Genomic DNA, 22,213 nt, shown 5'->3' with positions numbered 1-22,213 from the left:
GGCCCGGGTGACCTCGGTGTGTTCGCAACCCTCTCCGCTCAACCTGCGGCGAACCAGTCTCAGCGAGCCGCCCGGCAGTCAGGTGCCCGTTGCGGCCAGCCACCCACGCTCGTCTTGGCCTGATGGGCCGCCATCTGTTGAGGGTGGACGCCGATCGAGTGTCGACCTCCTTGCCCGCCATCGGCGTCGAAGACGCAACCTCCTTCCCGGTGCCCCCGCTGAAATCCGACAGTCGGCCGCCTTCCTGTCAGAGTGACAGTAAGTCTATGGTCGATTCATGTCTGACGATCGCTGGGTTCCCCCGGCCGTTCTTCTTGCGGTTGACCTCGTCATCCTCACTTTGCGGGAATCCTGCCTACAGGTGCTGTTGATCGAGCGTGGGATCGAGCCCTACCGAGGTGCCTTGGCCCTGCCCGGCGGGTTCCTTAACCATGAGAAGGAAGATCTCGTAGAGGCTGCCCAACGAGAGCTTGCCGAGGAGGCTGGCTTGGGGCCACATCAACTGCACCTCGAGCAACTCGGCGTCTATGGTGCGCCGGATCGTGACCCGCGAGGGCGGGTAATCTCGGCGGCTTACCTGGCCATCGCGCCTCGATTGCCCGAGCCGATTGCCGGCACTGACGCCTCACAGGCGTGTTGGATCCCTGTGGCGCAGGCGTTGTCAGATGAGACACAGCTCGCCTTCGATCATGAGCAGATCCTCGCCGACGGTGTCGAGCGGGCGCGCGAAAAGCTGGAGCGCTCCGCGATAGCCACTGCCTTCTGCGGCCCGACTTTCACGATCGCAGAGCTCCAGGAGGTCTACGAAGCGGCGTGGGGCGTGCGACTGGATCCACGGAACTTCTACCGGAAAGTGCAGAGCGTGGACGGCTTCATTGTCCCGGCTGGCCCGACTTACAAGAAGCCCGAAGGGGGCCGTCCCGCTCGGCTTTTCCGTCCCGGCCCTTGCACGACTCTCCACCCCCCGATGACCCGACCCCATGGTCTGGAAAACAAGGAGACAACGTGAGCACGAACAGCGGCCTCGTCGTGATTCTCACGGCACTGGACCTTGAGTATGAAGCGGTTCGCGATCAACTGGTCGACCTCCAGGTGCGCCGCCATCCGGCCGGCACCCGCTTCGAGGTTGGCGGGATCGACCAGAGCGGCTGCCGGATCGCGCTGGGTTTGGTTGGGAAGGGCAATCATCCGGCTGCGGTGCTCGCGGAGCGGGCGATGGCCGAATTCTCCCCGGCGGCGGTGCTGTTCGTGGGAGTCGCCGGTGGTCTGTGGCCCAACATCCGACTGGGCGACGTCGTCGTCGCCAGCAAGATCTATGCCTATCACGGCGGTACCAGCGAAGACGACGGCTTGAAGGCCAGGCCGAAGGCGTGGGAGATCCCACATGAGGCCGACCAGATCGCCCATCACGTCGCCAGGTCCAGTGTTTGGCGTCGCAGTCTTCCCCCAGGATCAGATCCCTTCGTCCATTTCGGCCCGATCGCTGCGGGAGAGGTGGTCCAGGACTCGGGCATCTCCGAACAGGCCCGCTGGATCCGTCAGCACTACAACGATGCTGTCGCGATCGAAATGGAGGCGGCTGGCGTGGCCCAGGCTGGCCATCTCAACCGTGCCCTGCCCGTGGTGGTCGTTCGTGGCGTTAGCGACCATGCCGACGGCAGCAAGGCAGCCACCGACGGGCAGGACTGGCAACGAAAAGCCGCACGTCACGCCGCCGTCTACGCCACCGCGTTGGCGCGAGAACTGATCATCGATGGATCTGCCAGCCAAGGCGGTTCCGAGAGTGACAGGAGCTCCACGATGTCGATCAACAATCGCAACGTCGCCACCGGCAACGCCCGTGTCGGGGTACAGGCCGGGCAGATCAATGGCAACGTCACTATCGGCGGCGGGGCCGATGAGTCGATCGACCTGGCAGCCAGCATCGCGGAACTGCGAACCCGTCTCAAGCAGGCCCACCTTGACGGGCAACTGAACGAAGAAACCTATGCCGCAGCCGAGTCGGAACTGGAGACGGCAACCGCATGCGTCTCGGCAGGCACAACCGAGAAGAGGAGTGGTCTGATGGTCGCGCTCCTGCGGTTGCGGGGCTTAGTGGCCGACGTGTCTGAGTTGGCGGTGCGGCTCGCGGCGATCATCGCTGTGGTGCGGGAGATGTGATGACTGCCTCGACTACGACAAACGTCGCGAAAGGGAATGCCCACGTCGGCGTGCAGGCGGGGGTAGTTCATGGCGACATCAACTTCTACCGGGTGCCGCCGGGCTCCAGCCCTGAAGAGGAGTTCACCCTCGGGCTGAAGTATCTCGATGGGCGGGTGCGTGACCGGGCGCGGATGCTCATTGAGAAGGCGGTCGCCAGGGGCTATCTCACGACGGAAGTCCAGTTCTACCGGCTTATCGCCCTGTTGAGCGGACGCACGCTGCGTCAGCTGTCCGACCAGGAGCTGGAGCATCTCGAGGCCGTCTGCGCCGGTCTGTCCCGCCTCGACGATCATGATGAATGGGCAGCAGGCTCGAGTGTGATCATCCATCACCTCCTGGCTCCTGCTGGCGTCGCGGAGACGGATCGTGCAGTCAAGGAAATCGACGCGTTGAAGCAGCGTCAGCGCGACGAGATCTACGGCCATCTTGAGGCACTGCTCGACGGCGCGATACAGGAGGCCATGTGGCGAAAGTCCGTGGCGCTGGCCGAATCGCAGCGCACAGCCGGGAACCGACTCAACCGGGTTTGGAAATTCTTCCATCCCACACCCGCCCAACCTCGGACATTGCCAGTGCGGCCCGCTGCTGTCCCTCTTCGTGATCAGCTCCGCGCTGGTATCGGCGCCGCTGCGTTCACCCTCGCGGTGGTGCAGATGATTGTGCTCGTCGCGGCTCGCGGCATGCTCGACCCGCTGCTCGGACTGCTCGCCGGCTTGGTCGGACTGGGCGCCTTCTGCCTCGGCGGGGCGGAGCGGTACTACCGCGCGGCGCGGCTGCGCGCGAAGGAAGCAGAGATCCGTCCACCCCGGCAACGGGGGCGAGAAGCGCCCCAGGGAGGCTTCGCCCGCAAGATGGACGTGCTTTTCAATCGCTATTTTGGTCGATATGTTCCCGATGGAACTGACCGGACCTACTGGCGCTCCCAGACAGCGGGCATCCAGCGGCACCTCCGCGACGAACTAGTCGAGCTTTACCGTGAGCAGCGTATCGACGCCAACCGCGTCGCCTGGCTCGTTCGGTATCTCGTCGGCGACGTGCGAAGGCAGTGGGAGCAAGACACTCTGACGGCCTATCGTCAGGCACTGCGCACGCCGGTCAAGTCCAAGGCGCTCCAGGTCGGCGGGCTGGCTCTGCTCGCCCTCGGAAGCCTCTGGTTCGTCCCGGCCGTCGTGACAAGCGCTCCTCTGACGGGCGCAGGATGGATCCTGCTCGCGGCGGCGTCTGCCGTGCCAGCGGTGCGGTCCTCGTTCCGCATCGTCGCCGAGCGACGTAGGGTCGCCGACGATCAAGCGGAGAGGGAAGTCAAGGATGCGGCACGCTGGGCGGCGTACCACCGATGGTGCGAGAAGCTGTCCGACAAGCCGTCAGACACAGAGATGGCTGCCTGGTTGGAGAGCGACCGGAAAGTCTTGGTCGATAAGGCCATGCGGCAATACCGGCTCCACCCGAGCCAGATAATTGCACACGCCTTCATCGAGGCGCCTGCTCCCCCTTGTAAGAAGGCACGGTACCCGCAAGGGCCGTGGCGTTACTCGCGATACCGTCTGCTGCTGTTCCTGCTGACAGACGACGGCGTGCGGCAAGTAAATATCGACCTCGACTTCGAGACGGTCGTCAGCCGCGTCACCCAACGGCTCAACTATCGTTTCGATGCCGTCGCCGCGGTCCGGATCGACGGCATCGCCAAGCAGCAGCAGGTATTCGAACTGACGTTGTTCAGCGGAGAGCCGATCTCGCTCCGAGTGAGCGAACCCGAGAACGAAACCCTCCAGTACGACGAGAGCGCCACCAAGATCGCCGAGCTGTCGCTCGACGCCGCTGGGCTTGGGAACACCTTGCACGTACTCGAAGGTGTTGCTGCCGAAGGCAAAGAATGGGTGAAGCACCGACGCCGCCGTGCCGACGAGAGACTCGCGGAACTCGGCAGCGCTATCCGTGGATCCGATGACAAGGCTCGTCGGAAGCGCGGCACAAAATAGTCGAGTTTGTCAATGGGTCGTCGTGGGCTCTTTGGTCGTCGGAAGCAACTCCGACGTTCGGCGGGGCCGTACTCCGGGTATGCGCTGGCAGCGGTCAATGTATGGCCACTACCCTGGGGGCCACGAGCCAGTCGCCATCCGACGGAGTGGTCGATGCTGAAAGGTCTGGCAGCGGACCGGCACGCGCAGGGGGACAGCCGCCGGCTCAACCTCGGCGCGCTGCTGCGGCGCGTCCACCTGACCGGCCCGGTCACGCGCGTCGAGCTGGCCGAGTGGATGGGCGTCAACCGCAGCACGGTCATGGCACTCACCGCGGAACTGGCGGCGGCCGGCCTGGTGCGCGAGGTGACGGCGAGCGGCAGCGGTCGGGCCGGGCGTCCCTCGCGTGTGGTGCGTCCCGCCTCCGACACCGTCTACGTCCTCGCCTTCGACATCGCTGTGGACCGGCTCGTGGCCGCCCGCGTCGGGCTCGGCGGTGTGGTGGCGGCGCGGCTGGAGGCGGAACGGCCACGGGCCGGTGCCGACCTCGACTCCGTGGTCTCGGTGCTCGCCGACTTCGGGCGGGCCCTGCACCATGCCGCGCCACCCGGATCGGTCTGCGTCGGCGTGGGCGCCTCCTACTGCGGCATGATCCGGCCGGGCGACGGCATGGTCCGCTTCGGACCGGACATGGGGTGGGTCGACCAGGCGTTCGGTGCCGAGCTGGCCCGGCGGCTGGACCTGGGCCTGCCCGTCCTGGTCGGCAACGAGGCACACCTCGGGGCGCTGGCCGAGCATCAGCGCGGCGCCGGGGTCGGCGTGCAGAACCTCGTCTACCTGCACGGGGACGTGGGTGTCGGCGGCGGGATCATCGTCGGCGGGGAACTGCTCGACGGCGACGGCGGGTACGCCTCCGAGGTCGGGCACATGCTCGTGAACCCGTACCAGGGGCGGCCGTGCGGCTGCGGCTCGCGCGGGTGCCTGGAGGCCGAGGTCGGCGAGCGGGCGCTGCTCGACGTCGCGGGCCGCCCCGCGCGGGAGAAGGGGCGCGAGGCGGTACGCGCCGTGGTCGCCGCCGCCGCTCAGGGGGAACCGGCAGCGCAGGAGGCGCTGCGGCACATCGGTGACTGGCTGGGCATCGGCGTGGCAAACGTGATCAACCTGTTCAACCCCGGCGTGGTGATCTTCGGAGGCACGCTCAGCGAGGTCTTCCCGGTCTGCGCCAGTCACGTCCGCAGCCGGATCGCCGCGAACGTGCTGCCCATCTCCCGCGACAAGGCCCGGCTGCGTGTGTCCGCGCTCGGCTACGACGCGACGTTGATCGGCGCCGCCGAACTGGGCTTCGCACCCTTGTTCGCCGACCCCCTGCGCGTCCCCGCTTCCAGCTGAGGCCGCGCCGTCCGCGCCGCCGCGCGTCCGCGCCTCGGCGATCTTGAAGTTGTGGCACCTCATAAGGCGCGCAAAAAGGATATCCGGGGCGCCATAACTCCAAGATCGGCGGAGGTGGGCGCTCGGCGACGCGAGCGGCCGCGGAGGACGGCCGCCGGGGGTGCGCCTGGGCGGGGGCGGGGGCGCGAGGGCGGGTCAGGTCTTCAGGCGGTGGGTGAGCCAGGGGAGCAGTGCTTCGCCCTGCAGGCGCTGGAACGCCCGCACGGTCGGGATGCCGGGTGGGGGTGGCTGGCGGGCGCCGTCGAGGAAGAACCCGGTGAACCCCGCGAGCACTCCGGTCAGGTCGGCCGGGTCGGCACCTGCGGTCAATGCCTGGGCGGCCAGCAGCGCGTCGGGGTCGTGTCCGCCGTACACCTGCACGTTGACGACGGTGAGCAACGTGTCCAGCCAGGCCGGCCCGCGGCAGGCCCACGGCCAGTCGACGACGGTGACCGACCCGTCCGGGCCGAGCAGCAGGTTGTCGGCGCGCACGTCGACGTGGCAGAGCGTGCCGCCGTCGAGCGCGGCCAGTCCCCGGTCGGCGGCGGCGCACAGTTCGGGCAGGTGGGACCGGGCCCACGGGTCGAGGTCGGCCGGCGGGTCGGCCGCGAGGCGCCGCCACCCGCCGAAGTCGTGGGCGAGCCGTTCGGCGGCGGTGGGTGTGGTCGCGACGGCGGGTGCCGGGGTGAGCGCGGCGGCCATGGTCTCCAGCGTGGACAGCACGGCGGCCAGCTCGCCGGCCCGCCACGGGGTGACCGGGTGCCGGCCCTCGACGTCGGCGAAGACCAGCGCGATCCAGTGCCCGTCGTCGTAGCTGCCGAGCAGCCGGGGCGCGGGCGTGTCCGGCGGCAGGGCGGCGGCGATGCGGGCCTCGGCGCGGTGCAGGTCGGGGCTGCGGTCGTTCTGCGCCGGGCTGACCGCCTTGACGAAGGCCCGGCCACCGCCTGCGGTACGGACGCGGTCGGCGGTGCCGGGGGAGAAGCCGCCCGGCTGCGACAGCGCCGCCACCACCCGGTCGCCGAGGACGGCCTCGACCCCGTGGCGGACGTGTGCGGGTAGTTCGTGCCAGTGCAGCCGGGTCTTCGTCACCGCTCCACGGTGCGTGCCGCCCGCCGTCCGGGGCAACCGGGTTAATCGTTGCGCGTGTAGTGCAGGACGACCACGCCGGCGTCGAACGGGCGCGCCGAGGTGAGCGTGAGCCGGCGTGGGTCGAAGCCGCTGTCGACGAGCTTGATGCCGCTGCCGACGATCACCGGGTTGAGCTTGACCACCAGCTCGTCGATTTCGTCGAGGAGCTGACCGGCGAGCTGCCCGCCGCCGCAGAGCCAGATGTCGCGTCCGGGCCGGGTCTTCAGCTCGCGGACGAGGTTGGCCGGGTCGCCGTCGACGACGTGCACGTCGGGGTAGTCGGCAGGGGGCAGGGAGCGGCTGAACACGTACTGCTCGAGGTGGGCGTACGGGCTGGTGGCACCGAGCTTCAGGCCCGGCTCGTAGCTGCCGCGGCCCATCAGCACGGTGTCGAAGCGGCCGGTGGGCGGGGAGTCGATGCCGAGCTGGGCGTGGGCGAACGTGGGCAGCGTCTGGGGCCACTCGGCCACCAGGTGGGGCGCCAGGTCGGGCGTCAGGGGGAGGAAGTCGAACGACCCGTCGGGTGCGGCGATGAAGCCGTCGAGGGTGCTGGCGACGAAGTAGACGAGCTTGCGCAAACCGGCTCCGATGTCCGAGGTGATCCACGACGGCTGTCGTGGTTCGACGATGAATGTACAACACCTGTCGTGGTTGTTGCTAGTGTGTTCGCGTGGCCAGGAATCCGGAACGCCGTACCCTGCTCGCCGACGCCGGGCTGCGGGTGCTCGCCGACGCGGGCGCACGGGGGCTGACCCACCGGGCGGTCGACGCCGAGGCGGGCGTGCCCACCGGCACCACCTCGAACTACTTCCCGTCCCGCGCGGCGCTGCTCGCCGGCCTGGCCGAACGGATCTTCGACCGGATCGCGCCCGACCCGGCCGTGCTGGCCGACCTCGGCCGCCGCGAGCCGTCGCTCGCGCTGATGACCGACTACCTGCGCGACATCGTCGCCCGCACCACCCGCGAGCCGGGTCTCACTCGGGCGCTGTTCGAGCTGCGGCTGGAGGCCGCGCGCCGCCCGGAGCTGCGGGCCGCGCTCGGCGGCGTGCTGCGCCGGGGGTACGCCGACGACGTCGCCCACCACGTCGCCGCCGGACTGCCCGGCGGGGCGTACGAGGTGGCGCTGCTGCACTACGCGGTCGACGGGCTCCTGCTCGACCTGCTCACCACCTCGATCGACGCCGGGTTCGACACCGATCAGGTGGTCTCGGACCTGGTCTCCCGTCTGGTCGGCGACGCCGCCGATTGAGCCTCCTCGCCCTGCGTTAACCCGGGGCGGCCAGCGGGAACGCTGGCGCGGACGCCCCTGGGAAGGAGCAACGGATGAGGGAACGCACCGGACTGACCATCGGCGTGCTCGGCTCCTACGGCGGTCGCAACCTCGGCGACGAGGCGATCCTCACGGGTCTGCTGGACGATCTGCGCCGCCACGAGCCCCATGCCCGGATCATCGTCTTCTCCCGCAACCCGGCGCACACCGCGCTGGCCCACCCCGAGGTCGAGGCGGTGCCGTGGGAGGGCGTCAGCCGGGTCGACTCGTCCCCGGTGCTCAACCAGCTCGACCTGCTCATCCTCGGCGGCGGCGGGATCCTCTACGACAAGGAGGCCCGGCGTTACCTGCGGGTGGTCCGGGTCGCCCAGGAACGAGGGCTGCCGCTGATCACGTACGCGGTCGGGGTCGGCCCGCTCACCGACACGCTGGACAGCGGCATGGTGCGCGAGACGCTGGCGCAGGCCGTCGAGGTGACGGTCCGCGACCAGGAGTCGCGGATGGTGCTGGAGGAGGCCGGCCTGGTGAACCCGATCACCGTGACCGCCGACCCCGCGTTCCTGCTCGAACCGGAGGAGTTCCCCCAGCAGTGGCTGCGCGAGGAGGGCGTACCGGCCGGCTCCCGGCTGGTCGGGCTCAGCGTGCGCGAGCCGGGCCGGGCCGCCGAACGGCTCGACGTGGACGGCTACCACCGCCTGCTCGCCCAGATCGGTGACTTCCTGGTGCACCGGATCGACGCGTACGTGCTGTTCGTGCCGATGGAGCGCGACGACATCCGGCACTCCCACGGCGTGCTGTCGCACATGACCGCCGCCGACCGGGGCCGCATCCTGCACGGCGACTACCGCCCGGCGCAGATCCTCGGCCTGATGCGCCACTTCGACCTCGCGGTCGGCATGCGCCTGCACTTCCTGATCTTCGCGGCCATGATGGGCACGCCGTTCCTGCCGCTGCCGTACGCCGGAAAGGTCTTCGACCTGGCCCAGCGCCTCGGTGTGCCGGCGCTGCGCGGCGTGGAACGCGAGGTGGAGGGCCCGTTGCTGGCCGAGGTGGACCGGCTGTGGGACGAGCGGGAGGCCCGGGCCGACGCGACCGCGCGCCGGGTCGCGGAGGTGTGCGAGCAGGCGCGCGGCACCTCGCAGGTGACCCGCAGCGTGCTGGACAGCATCCGGGCCCGCACGCTGACGCACGCGCTGTGAGCCGGGCCGTCAGACCGCCGGGCCGCGCCAGGCGTAGACCCACTCCCGGCCCGGCTGGTCGTCCGACTCCAGCTCGTAGATCTGCGCCTCCGCGAGCCCCTTCGACCCGAGGTGGTGGTGGGTCAGCGGCGGGCGGCCGTTGACGTCCAGCTCGACGGTGACGGTCTCGCCGTCGGCCGTACCGCCCACCAGGGGGATCTGCACCGTGGAAGCCATGCGCCCATCCTGCCCCGGCCGGCCCGCCCGCGCAGGGGATCACGCGGGGCAGCGGGGTGGGCACACCGCGTACTAGGGTCCGGGGATGGCGCACCCGACGATCGATCCGACACTCGGTCCGGTCCTCGCCCGCACGGGCGGCGAACGGGCGATCCTCGACGCGTTCCTCGACTTCCACCGGGCCACAGTGCTGCGAAAGACGCGCGGCCTGACCGACGCCGACGCCACCCGGCGCCTGGTGCCCTCGCTGACCACCCTGGCCGGACTGCTCAAGCACCTGACGCTGGTCGAGGGGAACTGGTTCCGCTGCCTGTTCGCCCCCGAGCCGGGCGACGTCTACGTCACCTCACAGGACGACGCCGACGCCAGCTTCGCGCTGGGCGCCGGCGACACCGTCGAGTCGCTCGTCGCCGCGTACGAGGCGGCCTGCGACGAATCCCGCCGGGTCGCCGCCCGGTTCGACCTCGACCACGTGGTGCCGCACCCGCAGCTCGGCGAGGTGTCGCTGCGCTGGGTGCTGGTGCACCTGATCGAGGAGACCGCCCGGCACGCCGGGCACGCCGACATCCTGCGCGAGCTGACCGACGGCGAGACCGGCGCGATCTGACCGGTCACTCGCGGGGCAGCAGCCCGTCCGGATACTCCATCCCGTCGTGGGTGCAGGCGGCGGCCGCCACCCGGGCGGCGTACCGGGCCGCGTCGAGGACGCCCGCGCCGCGCAGCCGGGCGGCGATCACCCCGGCCGCGAACGCGTCCCCGGCGCCGTTGGTGTCCACCACCGGCCCCGGCGGGGTGGCGGCGGGCACGTGCGTCGGCGGCACGCCGGGCGTGTGCAGCGTCGCGCCCGCCGCCCCGCCGGTGACCAGCACCGTGCGCGGCGCCAGCTCGGCGGCCTCCTGCGCGGCCCGCTCGCCGAGCCGCGTGTCGCTCACGAAGACCAGGTCGGCGATCCGGGCGAACGGACGGTGGTAGTCGTTCTCGCCGTCCCAGTCGTGCAGGTCGGTGGAGACCGACGTGGCGGCGCGCAGCACCCCCAGCGAGTCCCGGGCCCAGTCCATGATCGACAAGTGGACGTGGGTCGCCTCGGCGACGAGAGCGGCCAGCTCCGCCTCGCCGAAGGGCACCGGCCCCGACCACGGACGCGGATCGTGCAGCGACATCCGCCGCCCGGCCGGATCGACCAGGTTCACCGAGCGGCGGGTACCGGCCGGCGCGCCGGCGAGCGTGGTCCGGATCGAGGTACGCGCCAGCGCCGCCCGCACCACGTCCCCGGCCGCGTCGGCGCCCAGCACGTCGACGAGCGCCACCCGCAGGCCGAGCGCGTGCGCGGCCAGCGCCACCCCGGAGCCGGTGTTGCCGATCCGCAGGTCGATCGGCGGCACCAGCAGCGAGTCGGCGACGGGCGGCGGCAGCGCGGGCACCTGGACCCGGACGTCCACGCCCAGCCCGCCGATCACGAGAAGGTCGACCATGTCGCCGACGATAGCGGCGCCCGGCGGCCTATCCTGACTCCCCGGGCGCCGTCTTCCGGCCCCGGGGGCGCCGTCGAGGGGGAGCAGTGCTGGTCATCCACGGGTTGTGGCTGCCCGGCGCCGGGCTCGCCCTGTGGGCCGAGGACAGCACGCTCCCGGCCCGCGCGCCCCGCCGTCCCGGCCGCGTCCCGCGCGAACGCCCGCACCCGTTCGCCGCCGACCACGCCACGCTCGCCGCCGCCCTCGACGGCGTGCCCGGCGAGCCGATCTCCGTCCGGCTGGACCTGCCGACCCGGGCCGGCTCGCCGCTGGACTCGCCGGAACTGGTCCGGGCCACCGTCGAGGAACCGGTTCGCGGCCCGGTCACCCGCGCCGGATGGCGGGCACCCGCCCTGGGGTACGCCCCGGACGACGCGTACGCGCTGCTGCGAGCCCCGATGCCGGGCCCGGTCGGGGCGAGCCTGCGTCACCTGTGCGAGCTGGCCGACTTCGCCGCCGACCTGGTCGTACGCGGCCGGCTGCTGCCGGTCGTGCTCGAGGCGTACCCCGGTGGTGGTGGATCCGACGGCGGGTCGGCCGCGACCGGCCGGCGGACCTCGGCGCGGCGGTCATCGGCGGCCTCGGGCGCGGGTGTCGCGGGGGCCGGGCGGCGGCTGCGGGCCGTTGGGGTGGACGACGTGGCGACCGGGTGGGCGCTCTGGCGGCCGCTGCTCACCGGCACCGATGCGGGCTGGGCGCGCGACCTGGCGACGGCGTCGCCACCGGCGGCCCGCGCCGCCCGGGAGTGGCGGCCCGAGCCCTGGGGCGCGCCGGCGGCCGCGGCGGCGGCGTCGGCCGGTGCGGGCGGTCCGGCGGGCGGTGCGGGCGGTCCGACGGGCGGCGCGTGGAGCGGGCGGGTCGACGACATCGGGGCCGGTGAGCTGGTCGCGGAGGCGCTGGACGCGCTCGTCGACGCCGCCGCCCGGGTGGCCTTGACCGACACCCGGCTGCACCGGGGGATGCGCCCGGTCGGCGCGGTGCCGCGCTGGCTGGCCGCGCTCACCGGCCCGGAACGCGCCTTCCCGGCCGAGCCGGAGGCGCTGGCGACGCTGCGCGACGAACTGGACGCCTGGCAGCGCGACGCCGCGGGCGGCGCGGTACGGGCCACGTTCCGACTCGTCGAGCCGGCCGTCGATCCGGTCGCCGAACTGGTCGAGGACGCCGTCTGGCGGGTCGAGTTCGGCCTGCACCCGGCCGACGAGCCGGGACTCGTGGTCGACGCCGCGCACATCTGGCAGCGGCCCGCACCGGCGCTCGCCGCCCGGGGCGTGGAGCCGCAGGAGACGCTTCTCGCCGAGCTGGGCCGGGCCAGCCGGCTGTGGCCCGAGGTGGACGCCGCGCTGCGTACCGCCGCGCCCGAGGGCATGGAACTGGACGCCGAGGGCGCACACCGGTTCCTGCGCGAGGGCGCGCCGGTGCTGCACGCGGCCGGGTTCGGGGTGCTGCTGCCGTCGTGGTGGCGGCGTTCCTCGTCGCGGCTGGGGGCGCGGTTGCGGGCGCGCAGCCGTACCGCGCCGGGTGCTGTCGCCACCACCGCCGGGAAGCTGGGGCTGGACGCGCTCGTCGACTACCGCTGGGAGTTGGCGCTCGGCGACGAGCCGCTGACCGCCGAGGAACTGGCGTCGCTGGCCGACCTGAAGTCGCCGTTGGTCCGGCTGCGCGGCCGGTGGGTCGAGCTGGACCCACAGCGGCTGGAGGCCGGGCTGAAGCTGCTGCGGTCCTCCGGCGAGCTGACGGTGGCCGACCTGCTCCGGATGGGACTGTCCGGTGACGACAGTGCCGGTGAGCTGCCGGTGCTGGACGTGGTCGCCGACGGCGCGCTCGGCGAACTGCTCGCCGGTGAGGCGGAACGGCGGCTCACCCCGGCCGACCCGCCGCCGGGGTTCACCGGGACGCTGCGGCCGTACCAGCGGCGCGGGCTGGCCTGGCTGGCGTTCCTCCAGTCGCTCGGGCTCGGCGGCATCCTCGCCGACGACATGGGCCTCGGCAAGACCGTGCAGCTGCTCGCGCTGCTCGCCGGGGACCCGCCGGAAGCCGGGCCCACGCTGCTGGTCTGCCCGATGTCGCTCGTCGGCAACTGGCAGCGCGAGGCGGCGAAGTTCGCGCCCGGGCTGCGCGTCCACGTGCACCACGGCGCCGAGCGCGCCCGGGGCGAGAGCTTCGCGACCGCAGTGGGCGAGGCGGACCTGGTGCTCACCACGTACTCGGTGGCCGCCCGGGACGCGTTCGAGCTGGCCGGCGTCGACTGGCACCGGGTGGTGGTGGACGAGGCGCAGGCGATCAAGAACGCCGCCACCCGCCAGGCCGAGGCGGTCCGGTCGCTGCCCGCGCGGCACCGGGTCGCGGTCACCGGTACGCCGGTGGAGAACCGGCTCGCCGACCTCTGGTCGATCATGCAGTTCGCGAATCCGGGGCTGCTCGGCCCGGCCGCGACGTTCCGCAAGCGCTTCGCCGAACCGATCGAGCGGCACGGCGACGCCGAGGTCGCCGAGCGGCTGCGCCGGATCACCGGCCCGTTCGTACTGCGCCGCCTCAAGACCGACCCGACGATCATCACCGACCTGCCGGAGAAGCTGGAGATGGAGGTGGTCTGCAACCTCACCGCCGAACAGGCCGCCCTCTACCAGGCCGTGGTCGACGACATGATGGCGAAGATCGAGTCCAGCGACGGCATCGAGCGGCGCGGACTGGTGCTGGCCACCATGACCCGGCTCAAGCAGGTCTGCAACCATCCCGCCCAGCTGCTGCACGACGGATCCGCGCTCGACGGCCGGTCCGGCAAGCTGGAACGCCTCGACGAGATCGTCGACGAGGTGCTCGCGGCGGAGGAGAAGGCGCTGCTGTTCACCCAGTACGCCGAGTTCGGCGGCATGCTGCGCGGTCACCTGTCGGCGCGTACCGGCCGGGAGGTGCTGCTGCTGCACGGCGGCGTCGGGAAGGCCGAACGGGACGCGATGGTGACCCGGTTCCAGACGCCGCAGGGTCCGCCGCTGTTCGTCCTGTCACTCAAGGCCGGCGGCACCGGGCTCACCCTGACCGCCGCCAACCACGTGGTGCACGTGGACCGGTGGTGGAACCCCGCCGTCGAGGACCAGGCCACCGACCGGGCGTTCCGCATCGGACAGCGCCGCCGCGTCCAGGTACGCAAGTTCGTCTGCGCCGGCACCGTCGAGGAGAAGGTGGCCGCGATGATCGCCGACAAGCGCAGCCTGGCCCGGTCGGTGGTGGGCAGCGGCGAGCAGTGGGTCACCGAGCTGTCCACCGACACGCTGCGCGACCTGTTCCGGCTGGAGTCCGGGGCGGTGGTCGAGTGAGCCCGTTCAACCGGTTCGAGGACTACGGGCCGCCGGTACGCGTCGAGGGCGGCTTGCGGGCGCGCAGCACCAGGGGCGCGATCGGTCAGTCCTGGTGGTCCCGGCGCTTCGTGGAGGTGCTGGAGTCGTTCGCGCTCGGCTCCCGGCTCACCCGCGGCCGAGCGTACGCGCGCCGGGGCCAGGTGCTCCGGCTGGACGTGTCGCCGGGCGAGGTCACCGCCGAGGTGCAGGGCTCCCGGCCACGGCCGTACCCGGTGCGGATCGGGCTGGCCGCGTACCCGGAGAAGGTGTGGCGGCGGATCGAGGCCGAGCTGGCCGGGCAGGCGTTCTTCAGCGCCCGGCTGCTCGCCGGTGACCTGCCGGCCGAACTGGAGGAGCTGTTCGCCGAGGCGGGCGCGCCGCTGTTCCCGGCCGAGATCGGCGAGCTGGACCAGCGCTGCGGCTGCCCCGACTTCGCGGTGCCGTGCAAACACCTGGCGGCCACGTTCTACCTGCTCGCCGAGGCGTTCGACGCGGACCCGTTCCACCTGCTGCACTGGCGCGGCCGATCCCGCACCGAGCTGCTGGACCGTCTGCGTACGCTGCGCGCCGCCGATACCGGCAGCTTGGGCGGAGCCGGCGGTCCGGGCGGAGTCGGTGGCGCGGGTGCGGAGGCGGTGCCGGGTGCCGAGCCGGAGCCGACCGGTATGCCGGTGGTCGGCGCGGCGCGGGCCCTGGCCGGGTTGCCGCCGGTCGAGGCGGACGCCGAACCGGACCGGTTCTGGCTGTCGCCGGTGGCGCTGCCGGACCGTCCGCCCACGCTCGCCACCGGCCCGGAGCTGCTGCTGCGTCAGCTCGGTTCACCCGGTGCCGCGATCGGCGGGCCGGGCCTGGCCGAGCGGCTGCGCCGGGCGTACCGGGAGTTCGGCCGCGGCGAAGCCGCGTCCCCCCGGGAGTTCGGTCGCGGCGAAGCCGCAGGCGAGCGTTAACAAGGGGCCCTTCCTTGCACCTAAAGGAGGCGGCGGCGGAAGCGCCACATCACTGCGGCGTTGGCGACGAGCACCACCGCGCAGATCGCCCCGGCGAGCCGTCCGACGAGCACTGTCATCGCCGGCAGCGACGCCCACAGCACGATCGTCAACAGCATCATGTACCGGCCCCGGCGGCCCTTGATCCGGCTGTCCAACCGGGCGAAGAATCGTGGATCACTCTCTCGTAGATGGCGGGTGATCTGTTCGAACCTGCGCTGATCCTCTTGGCTGAGCATGGCGGTGCCTTCCCCTCACGGCTTCAGCGGTTCGGCGGCATACCCGGATCGGAGGCGGGTCACGCGCCGCCGCTGCTGCTGTTTCGCCGGACCGGACAGGCGGAACGAGGTTCTCAGCGCAGGCTTATCCGTACCTTAAGTTTCGGTGAGGCGATGAACGCTCCCGGCGGCGTCGCCGGGGTGCGAAACCTCGCATCCGGTCGGTGCGCGCCCGGGTCGGCCCTGCTCCGGAGGTCGCCGCGTCCCCGCCGCCCCGCCGGCTGCTTCGCGGCGGGCCTGAGCACCGTCTTAAGTGCGCTCACGAGCGCGTTCGGCGCGCCTTGAGCGCTCGGGACGGCATGGCTACTTTCCCGTAGGCAACTTCTCCGGCAACCGTCGCCGCCCCTGCGCCACCCGACCCCCCGGGTGGCAGGCGTGCCGGCGCTCGAAGAAAACGGGATAGGTACATGGCCGACCTGAACGTGCCACCGCGTCGCCCCCGGGACGACCGCGGCTGGGACGGATACCAGCACCCCCATCCGGACGGGTACCGCGACCCGCACGCCGCGCCGCACGCCGGCGCTCACCCGGCCGCGGGCCCGCAGTGGGTGGGGCCGAACGGCTTCGCCCCGGCCGCGCCGGCCCCCGCCGGCTACCCCCAGTCCGGCGGCTACGCCCAGCCCGCCGGTGGGTACGGCCCGCCGCCCGGCGGTGGACTGCCCGACCTGGACGACGACGGTGACGAGGCCCCGAAGCGGGGCCGCCGCCGGGCGCTCGCCACCCTCGGCGGTGCCGTGGTGGTCGCCGGTGGCGCCGCCCTGGCCATGTCCCCGCAGGTGCGCGGTCTGTTCAGTGACGCGCCGGCCGGCGACGCCACCGGCACGGTGACCACCGACGGCAACGCCGCCCGGCCCAGTGGCCAGCAGCCCAGCACGGTGCGGACCTACACCGAGCAGAACGAGAGCTACATGGGCTCCCGGGCCGGCGAGGCGCTCAAGCGCAACGCGCCGTCCGGCGGACGGCTCTACGGCAGCCCGGCCGAAGCCGCCGCGGCGACCAAGGTGACTGTGAAGACGGTCCTCGCCAAGGACCCGATCCGGCACCTGTTGAGCCGGACCACCTTCGGTCCGACGCAGAAGATGATGGCCGAGGTCAAGCGGGTCGGCATCGACGACTGGCTGCGTGGGCAGCTCCAGCCGGAGAAGCAGGCCCCGACGAAGGCCGAGCTGAAGCTGGCCGAGCTGCAGTCGCTCAAGCTGAGCCCGACACAGCTGCGCGACCAGCGCGAGCAGCTCAACGAGAAGGGCGTCGACCCGGCCCGGGAGACGGTGGACGCCACCATCGCCCGGCAGATCTGGTCCGACCGCCAGCTGTTCGAGGTGATGGTCGACTTCTGGAACGACTTCCTGCACGTCGCCGCCGACTTCGACGGCGGGGAGAACTACCGCAACGCGTTCGACCGGGACGTCATCCGCAAGCACGCGCTGGGCAGCTACCCGGAAATGCTCGTCGCCGCGAACAAGCACCCGGCGCTGCTGCTCTACCTGAACCAGGTCGACTCGCGCAAGGACGCCGTCAACGAGAACCTGGCCCGGGAGAACCTGGAGCTGTACTCGGTCGGCGTCGACGGCGGCTACACCGAGAAGGACGTCCGCCAGGCCGCACTGCTCCAGACCGGACGCGGTGTCGCCGACGGCAAGTACAAGTTCTTCGCCGAGCGGCACTACCTCGGCAAGGTGAAGATCCTCGGCTTCAGCCACGCCAACAACTCCGACGACCCGGTGGCCGCCGACAAGGTCATCGACTCGTACATCCGCTACATCGCGATGCACCCGTCGACCGCGCGGTACGTGGCACAGAACCTCGCCACCCGGTTCGTCTCCGACACCCCGCCGAAGTCCGTGGTGGACCGGCTCGCGAAGGCGTACACCACGAACAAGGGGCAGATCCGGCCGGTGCTGGCGACGCTGTTCAGCTCCTCGGAGTTCTGGGCCTCGGTCGGCCAGAAGGTACGCCGCCCGATGGAGTACCTGGTCGCCACCTACCGGGCGCTCGGCGTCTCGCCGGACGCGGCCCCCGACTACTCCGGTGACAACCGGCGCACCCCGTTCGCGCAGGGCCTGCGGCAGATCCAGGACAAGATGCGCGAACTCGGCCAGTACCCGATGGGCAAGCCCACCCCGGACGGCTACGCCGACGTCTACCTGGCCTGGACCTCCGCCGGCACGATGATCGACGGCTGGAACGAGGCCGGTGACCTGATCGCCGGCTACCGCAAGCAGTTCACCTTCGTCAAGCCGGAGAAGCTGGTGGCGAAGCCGCCGGCCACCGCCGGGGCGTACGTGGACGCGCTCGCCCAGCGGCTGGTGCACCAGAAGCTGAGCGCCAAGGAGAAGAAGCTCGTGCTCGCCGTCGCCGGTGTGGCCGAGAGCGCCAAGGTCGACGCCACCTTCAACGGGGCCATCGCCGCTGTCGCGCGGACGATCCTCGCGTCCCCCCAGCACCACCTCCGGTGAGGCATTCGATGGAGATGACCGTGAACCCGTACCCCCTGCACCCCGAATGCCCCGACCTGCGGCGGCTGGCCGACAACCCGGCCGAGGCGCTGCTGCGCGCGGAGGCGGACATCGTCGCGGCCGAGAACGCGGCCGAGACCGACAGGTACCGCCGGCTGGAGGAGATCGAGGAGGCGCAGCAGGACGGCCGGGGCGTCACCCGGCGTACCTTCGTCGCCGGCGCCGCCGCGACCGCGACCGCGCTCGCGACCGCGCAGTTCGTCACCACCTCGGCGTCGTTCGCCGCGACCAAGACCGGCACGCTGATCCACGTCTTCCTCTACGGCGGGCTGGACGGGTTGAGCCTTGTCGCACCGGCGAACGACCCGGTGCTCGCCAAGGCCCGCCCCGACCTGCTGCTCGGTGAGGACTCGCTGGCGCTGGCCCGCGGCTTCAAGCTGACCAGTGCGTTCGCGCCGCTGGAGAAGTGGCTCAAGGCCGGTCAGCTCGGCTTCGTGCCGGCCGTGTCCGACCCGCGGCTGTCCCGCAGCCACTTCCAGGCCGCCGATGCCTGCAACCTGGGCGGCCTGCCCGGCGAGACCGGCGGCCGGGGCTGGCTGGACAGCCTGGTCGACTCGCTCGGCAAGGGCACCGCGTTCCGCAGCGTCGGCATCGGCAGCACGCTGCCCCGCTCGCTCGTCGGCGTGAACGGCGCGATCTCCCTCAACAGCGTCGGCGACCTGCGGCTCAACGGCGACGACAAGTTCCGGGCGGCCACCGAGAAGGCGATCCGCGGCCTGTTCACCGGCATCAACCACCCGGTCGAGGAGGCGGTCATCGAGGGCATGGGCGCGCTCGCCACCGCCCAGAAGCTCGCCGCCAAGCCGTACGCCGCCGCCGAGGGCGTCGAGTACCAGGGCGTCGGGAACGCGTTCAAGCAGCTCGCCCAGCTCATCAAGGGCGGCGCGAACGTGCGGGTGGCGACCGTCGGCATGGGCGGCTACGACACCCACGAGAACCAGGGCACCCGCGAGGGTGGTCAGCTCTGGCGGCGGCTCAACGAACTCGCCAAGGCGATGGCCGCGTTCTTCACCGACCTGGGCGACCGGTCGGCGGACGTGACCATCATGGTGTCCAGCGAGTTCGGCCGCCGCGTCGGCTCGAACGGCGGCGGCACCGACCACGGGCACGGCGGCGTGGTCACCGTGCTGTCCGGCCGCAAGCTCGCGAACTCGCTGCTCGGCACCTGGAACGGGCTGGACAAGCTGGACAGCGGCGACGTGCCGGAATACAACAACATGTTCAACGTCTACGGATCCGTCGCGCAGGGCCGCTTCGGCCTGACCACCGCCCAGGTGGACAAGGTCTTCCCCCGGCAGAAGTTCACCCCGGTCAAGATCTACGCGTGACGTACCAGGACACCCGCGCCGCCGGCCGCCGTACCGGGCATCCCGCCCCGTACGGCGGCCGTCCGGCTGCCCCCGTACCCCCGGGTCGTCCGCGTCGCGGACCCGGCGGCCGGCGTGCGCTCGCCGCGCTCTTCTGGCTGGGCCTGGTCGCCGCGGTCGGACCGTGGTGGCTGGACACCCCGGCCGGATCGCTCGCCGACACCGCCGACCTGCTCACCGCGGGCGGCCGGATCACCGGGCTGATCGCCGGCTACCTGCTGCTGGTCCAGGTGCTGATGATGAGCCGGCTCGGCGTGCTGGAACGTGCGCTCGGCGGCGAGCGGATCTCCCGGGTGCACCGGGACCTCGGCGCGACGCTGCTGGTGGCGGTGCTCGCGCACATGTCGCTGCTGGTGGTCGGCTACGCCCGCCAGGAACGCAAGACGGTGCTCGGCGAGGTCGGCGCGCTGCTGACCGACTACGAGGACATGGTCACCGCGTTCCTCGCCGCGGGCATCCTGGTCACTGTCGCGTTCACCGCGGTACGCGCCGTGCGGCGCCGCCTGCCGTACGAGCTGTGGCACCTGCTGCACGCCGCCAGCTACCTCACGCTGCTGCTCGGGTACGCGCACCAGTTCAGCAACGGCGCACAGCTCTACGAGCCCGGGCCGGTGCGTACCGGCTGGATCGCCGCGTACCTGCTGGTCGTGGCCGCGCTGGTGTGGGGCCGGATGCTCGCGCCGCTGGCGTTCAACCTGCGGCACCGGCTGCGCGTCGCCGACGTGGTGGCGGAGAGCCCGGACACCGTCTCGGTCTACCTGACCGGGCAGCGGCTCAACCAGATCGACCTGCTCGGCGGGCAGTTCTTCCGCTGGCGTTTCCTGAACCCCGGCTGCTGGTGGCAGTCGCACCCGTTCTCCGTCTCCGCCGCCGCCAACGACCGCTGGCTGCGGATCACCGTCAAGGTCGTCGGCGGGTACACCGCCGAGCTGCGGGATCTCACGCCCGGCACCCGGGTCTGGGCGCAGGGCCCCTCCGGCACGTTCACCGCCGCGCACCGCACCCGGGAACGGGCGCTGCTCATCGCCGGGGGCAGCGGCATCGCGCCGCTGCGGGCGATGCTGGAGGAACTGCCGCCCGGCGCGGCGCTGATCTACCGGGCGCGTACCCCGGCCGACGTGCTGCTGCACCAGGAGCTGGACTGGCTCGCGCAGGCCCGGCACACCTCCGTCTGGTACGTCGTCGGCCGCCGCGACGACCCCGGCCCCCGCCAGGTGATGAACCCCGAGGGCCTGCGCCGGCTCGTGCCCGACCTGACCCGCCGCGACGTCTACCTGTGCGGCCCCGGCGGCCTGGTCGACGAGGCGGTCGCCGCGCTGCGGGCGGCGGGCGTGCCCCGCCGCCAGATCCACCTGACCGCGTTCGAGCTGTAGAGAGGCACTACCCATGCGTCGCGCGCTGCTCGCGATCACCGGACTGGCCGCCGGCACCACCGCACTGGTGGTGCTCAAGGGCGCGCCGGGCGCCGGGCAGGCCGGAGCGGACGTACCGGTCGCGTTGGCCCCGGTCGCCCCCGGCGGCTCGGCCGCGCCCGAACCGCCGTCGCCCACCGGCTCCGCGCCCGGCGACGTCACCCCGTCACCGCGCGCCTCGTCGAAGCCCACCCCGAAGCCGTCCGCCGACCGCAGCGCGGCCAGCCGGGGCGGCACCCGTACCACCACCGCACCCGCCGCGCCGCGGACCACCACCAGCGCGCCGAAGGTCACCACCCGCACGGTGACCGGGCCGTCGGTCACCTACGAGTACGGCTCGCTCCAGGTCCGGATCACGCTCAGCGGCAGCCGCGTCGTCGACGCCACCGCGATCGGACTGCCGCTCGGCGGGCAGTCCGGGCAGCGCAGCGACGACGTGCAGGCCCGCTACAGCGGCACCTCCGGCGAGGTGGTGGCCCGGCAGAGCGCCAACCTGAGCACCGTGTCCGGGGCCACCTACACCAGCACCGCGTACAAGCAGTCGTTGCAGGCCGCGCTGGACAAGGCGTGACCGTGCCGGCTCGTGCCGGTGCCGCCGTCGGTCCCGGTCCGTCCGCCCGGCGCGGCCTGCGCCGGGTCGAACACGTCATGGGTACGGCGATCAGCCTCGACCTGGCCGACGACCTGCCCTCGGCGACCCTGCACGAGCTGGCCGAGGACACGTTCGGCTGGCTGCGCGAGGTGGACGCGCGGTTCAGCACGTACCGCGACGACAGTGAGGTGTGCCGGCTGGACCGGGGCGAACTGCGGGCCGCGGACGCCTCCGCCGACCTGCGGGCCGTGCTGGCCGCCTGCGCCGACCTGTGGACCGCCACCGACGGGTTCTTCGACGCGTACGCGACCGGGCGCCTCGATCCGTCCGGTTACGTGAAGGGCTGGGCGGCGCAGGTCGCCTCGGACCGGCTGGTCGCCGCGGGCGCGCCGAACCACTGTGTGAACGCGGGCGGCGACGTGCGGGTACGCGGCCACGACGCGGCCGGCGAGCCGTGGCGGATCGGGGTGCGGCATCCCTGGGACGCGGCGGCGATCTGTCTGGTGCTGACCGGCACAGACCTGGCGGTCGCCACCTCGGGCGTGTACGAACGCGGCCACCACGTCGTCGACCCGCGCCGGGGCGTACCGGCGACGGGCTTGCGCTCGGTGACTGTGGTGGGCCCGGACCTGGGCGTGGCCGACGCGTACGCGACAGCGGCGGTGGCGATGGGCGAACCGGGTCTGGCCTGGCTGGACCGCCTACCGTCCCCCTGGCAGCACGCCGTGGTAACGGACGATGCTCACCAACACCACTCCCGCACCCTCCCCACCCTGCAGCCCTCCTGACCCGTCCTGCCAGCTCGCCCTCCGCCC

At 72.1% G+C, this 22,213-nt stretch carries 19 protein-coding genes; 14 read left to right on the top strand and 5 right to left on the bottom strand.

What is annotated here, in order from left to right; genetic code table 11:
* Positions 1-277: 277 nt before the first annotated feature.
* From SM452_RS28705 to SM452_RS28690, 4 genes are all read left to right on the top strand, one after another.
* Entirely contained in the window at positions 278-1,009 is a 732-nt protein-coding gene (locus tag SM452_RS28705) for an NUDIX hydrolase (RefSeq protein ID WP_355508198.1), read from the top strand.
* Complete coding sequence (locus tag SM452_RS28700; protein WP_355508196.1) at positions 1,006-2,160, top strand: 5'-methylthioadenosine/S-adenosylhomocysteine nucleosidase family protein; 1,155 nt, start codon at positions 1,006-1,008, stop codon at positions 2,158-2,160. Before SM452_RS28705 ends, SM452_RS28700 begins: the two co-directional genes overlap by 4 nt.
* Entirely contained in the window at positions 2,160-4,181 is a 2,022-nt protein-coding gene (locus tag SM452_RS28695; protein WP_355508194.1) for a hypothetical protein, read from the top strand. Before SM452_RS28700 ends, SM452_RS28695 begins: the two co-directional genes overlap by 1 nt.
* 153 nt (positions 4,182-4,334) lie before the next feature.
* Positions 4,335-5,549, top strand: coding sequence for an ROK family transcriptional regulator (locus tag SM452_RS28690; RefSeq protein ID WP_355508192.1), 1,215 nt, complete (start codon positions 4,335-4,337; stop codon positions 5,547-5,549).
* A 195-nt stretch (positions 5,550-5,744) separates the two neighbouring features.
* On the opposite strand, the gene SM452_RS28685 is transcribed toward SM452_RS28690, so the two are convergent.
* Together SM452_RS28685 and SM452_RS28680 are read right to left on the bottom strand one after the other, a co-directional pair.
* Positions 5,745-6,677, bottom strand: a complete 933-nt coding sequence (locus SM452_RS28685) for a phosphotransferase family protein (RefSeq protein WP_463841078.1) — start codon at positions 6,675-6,677, stop codon at positions 5,745-5,747.
* Positions 6,678-6,718: 41 nt separating this feature from the next.
* On the bottom strand, positions 6,719-7,294 hold the full coding sequence (locus SM452_RS28680; RefSeq protein WP_463841077.1) for a dihydrofolate reductase family protein: 576 nt from the start codon (positions 7,292-7,294) through the stop codon (positions 6,719-6,721).
* A 92-nt stretch (positions 7,295-7,386) separates the two neighbouring features.
* Here SM452_RS28680 and SM452_RS28675 point away from each other — a divergent pair, with 92 nt between their 5' ends.
* On the top strand, positions 7,387-7,965 hold the full coding sequence (locus tag SM452_RS28675) for a TetR/AcrR family transcriptional regulator (protein WP_463841076.1): 579 nt from the start codon (positions 7,387-7,389) through the stop codon (positions 7,963-7,965).
* A gap of 74 nt (positions 7,966-8,039) precedes the next feature.
* Complete coding sequence (locus SM452_RS28670; RefSeq protein WP_114921088.1) at positions 8,040-9,185, top strand: polysaccharide pyruvyl transferase family protein; 1,146 nt, start codon at positions 8,040-8,042, stop codon at positions 9,183-9,185.
* Positions 9,186-9,194: 9 nt separating this feature from the next.
* Here the strand turns inward: SM452_RS28670 and SM452_RS28665 are convergent, their stop codons facing one another.
* Entirely contained in the window at positions 9,195-9,401 is a 207-nt protein-coding gene (locus SM452_RS28665; protein WP_355508184.1) for a hypothetical protein, read from the bottom strand.
* Between the two features lie 85 nt (positions 9,402-9,486).
* On the opposite strand from SM452_RS28665, the gene SM452_RS28660 reads away from it, so the two are divergent.
* On the top strand, positions 9,487-10,008 hold the full coding sequence (locus SM452_RS28660; protein ID WP_355508182.1) for a DinB family protein: 522 nt from the start codon (positions 9,487-9,489) through the stop codon (positions 10,006-10,008).
* A 4-nt stretch (positions 10,009-10,012) separates the two neighbouring features.
* Here the strand turns inward: SM452_RS28660 and SM452_RS28655 are convergent, their stop codons facing one another.
* Positions 10,013-10,873, bottom strand: a complete 861-nt coding sequence (locus tag SM452_RS28655) for a carbohydrate kinase family protein (RefSeq protein WP_357209482.1) — start codon at positions 10,871-10,873, stop codon at positions 10,013-10,015.
* Positions 10,874-10,959: 86 nt separating this feature from the next.
* Between SM452_RS28655 and SM452_RS28650 the strand changes: the two genes are divergently transcribed.
* Together SM452_RS28650 and SM452_RS28645 are read left to right on the top strand one after the other, a co-directional pair.
* Positions 10,960-14,226 carry an SNF2-related protein gene (locus SM452_RS28650; RefSeq protein ID WP_463841075.1) on the top strand — a complete coding sequence of 1,089 codons (3,267 nt, stop codon included), beginning with the start codon at positions 10,960-10,962 and terminating at the stop codon, positions 14,224-14,226.
* Positions 14,223-15,194 (top strand): SWIM zinc finger family protein, encoded by a 972-nt coding sequence (locus SM452_RS28645; RefSeq protein ID WP_463841074.1) that lies wholly within the window; start codon positions 14,223-14,225, stop codon positions 15,192-15,194. Before SM452_RS28650 ends, SM452_RS28645 begins: the two co-directional genes overlap by 4 nt.
* A gap of 20 nt (positions 15,195-15,214) precedes the next feature.
* On the opposite strand, the gene SM452_RS28640 is transcribed toward SM452_RS28645, so the two are convergent.
* The gene (locus SM452_RS28640) at positions 15,215-15,472 is read right to left on the bottom strand and encodes a DUF3040 domain-containing protein (RefSeq protein ID WP_018787065.1); all 258 of its coding nucleotides are present in this window, start codon (positions 15,470-15,472) and stop codon (positions 15,215-15,217) included.
* Between the two features lie 446 nt (positions 15,473-15,918).
* On the opposite strand from SM452_RS28640, the gene SM452_RS28635 reads away from it, so the two are divergent.
* The 5 genes from SM452_RS28635 (at position 15,919) to SM452_RS28615 (ending at position 22,186) form a co-directional block, all read left to right on the top strand.
* Entirely contained in the window at positions 15,919-17,967 is a 2,049-nt protein-coding gene (locus SM452_RS28635) for a DUF1800 domain-containing protein (RefSeq protein ID WP_355508174.1), read from the top strand.
* Between the two features lie 14 nt (positions 17,968-17,981).
* Positions 17,982-19,355 carry a DUF1501 domain-containing protein gene (locus SM452_RS28630; protein ID WP_355508451.1) on the top strand — a complete coding sequence of 458 codons (1,374 nt, stop codon included), beginning with the start codon at positions 17,982-17,984 and terminating at the stop codon, positions 19,353-19,355.
* The gene (locus tag SM452_RS28625) at positions 19,352-20,767 is read left to right on the top strand and encodes a ferredoxin reductase family protein (protein ID WP_366621221.1); all 1,416 of its coding nucleotides are present in this window, start codon (positions 19,352-19,354) and stop codon (positions 20,765-20,767) included. Before SM452_RS28630 ends, SM452_RS28625 begins: the two co-directional genes overlap by 4 nt.
* A 13-nt stretch (positions 20,768-20,780) precedes the next feature.
* The gene (locus SM452_RS28620; RefSeq protein ID WP_357210383.1) at positions 20,781-21,377 is read left to right on the top strand and encodes an FMN-binding protein; all 597 of its coding nucleotides are present in this window, start codon (positions 20,781-20,783) and stop codon (positions 21,375-21,377) included.
* Between the two features lie 77 nt (positions 21,378-21,454).
* Positions 21,455-22,186: an FAD:protein FMN transferase gene (locus tag SM452_RS28615; RefSeq protein ID WP_463841082.1), complete on the top strand. Its 732-nt coding sequence runs from the start codon at positions 21,455-21,457 to the stop codon at positions 22,184-22,186.
* Positions 22,187-22,213: the final 27 nt, after the last annotated feature.

It is taken from the genome of Micromonospora sp. SYSU B005 (assembly GCF_055362685.1).
Note: the sequence above shows the minus strand (reverse complement) of the source record. Positions and strands in the feature narration are given on the sequence as shown.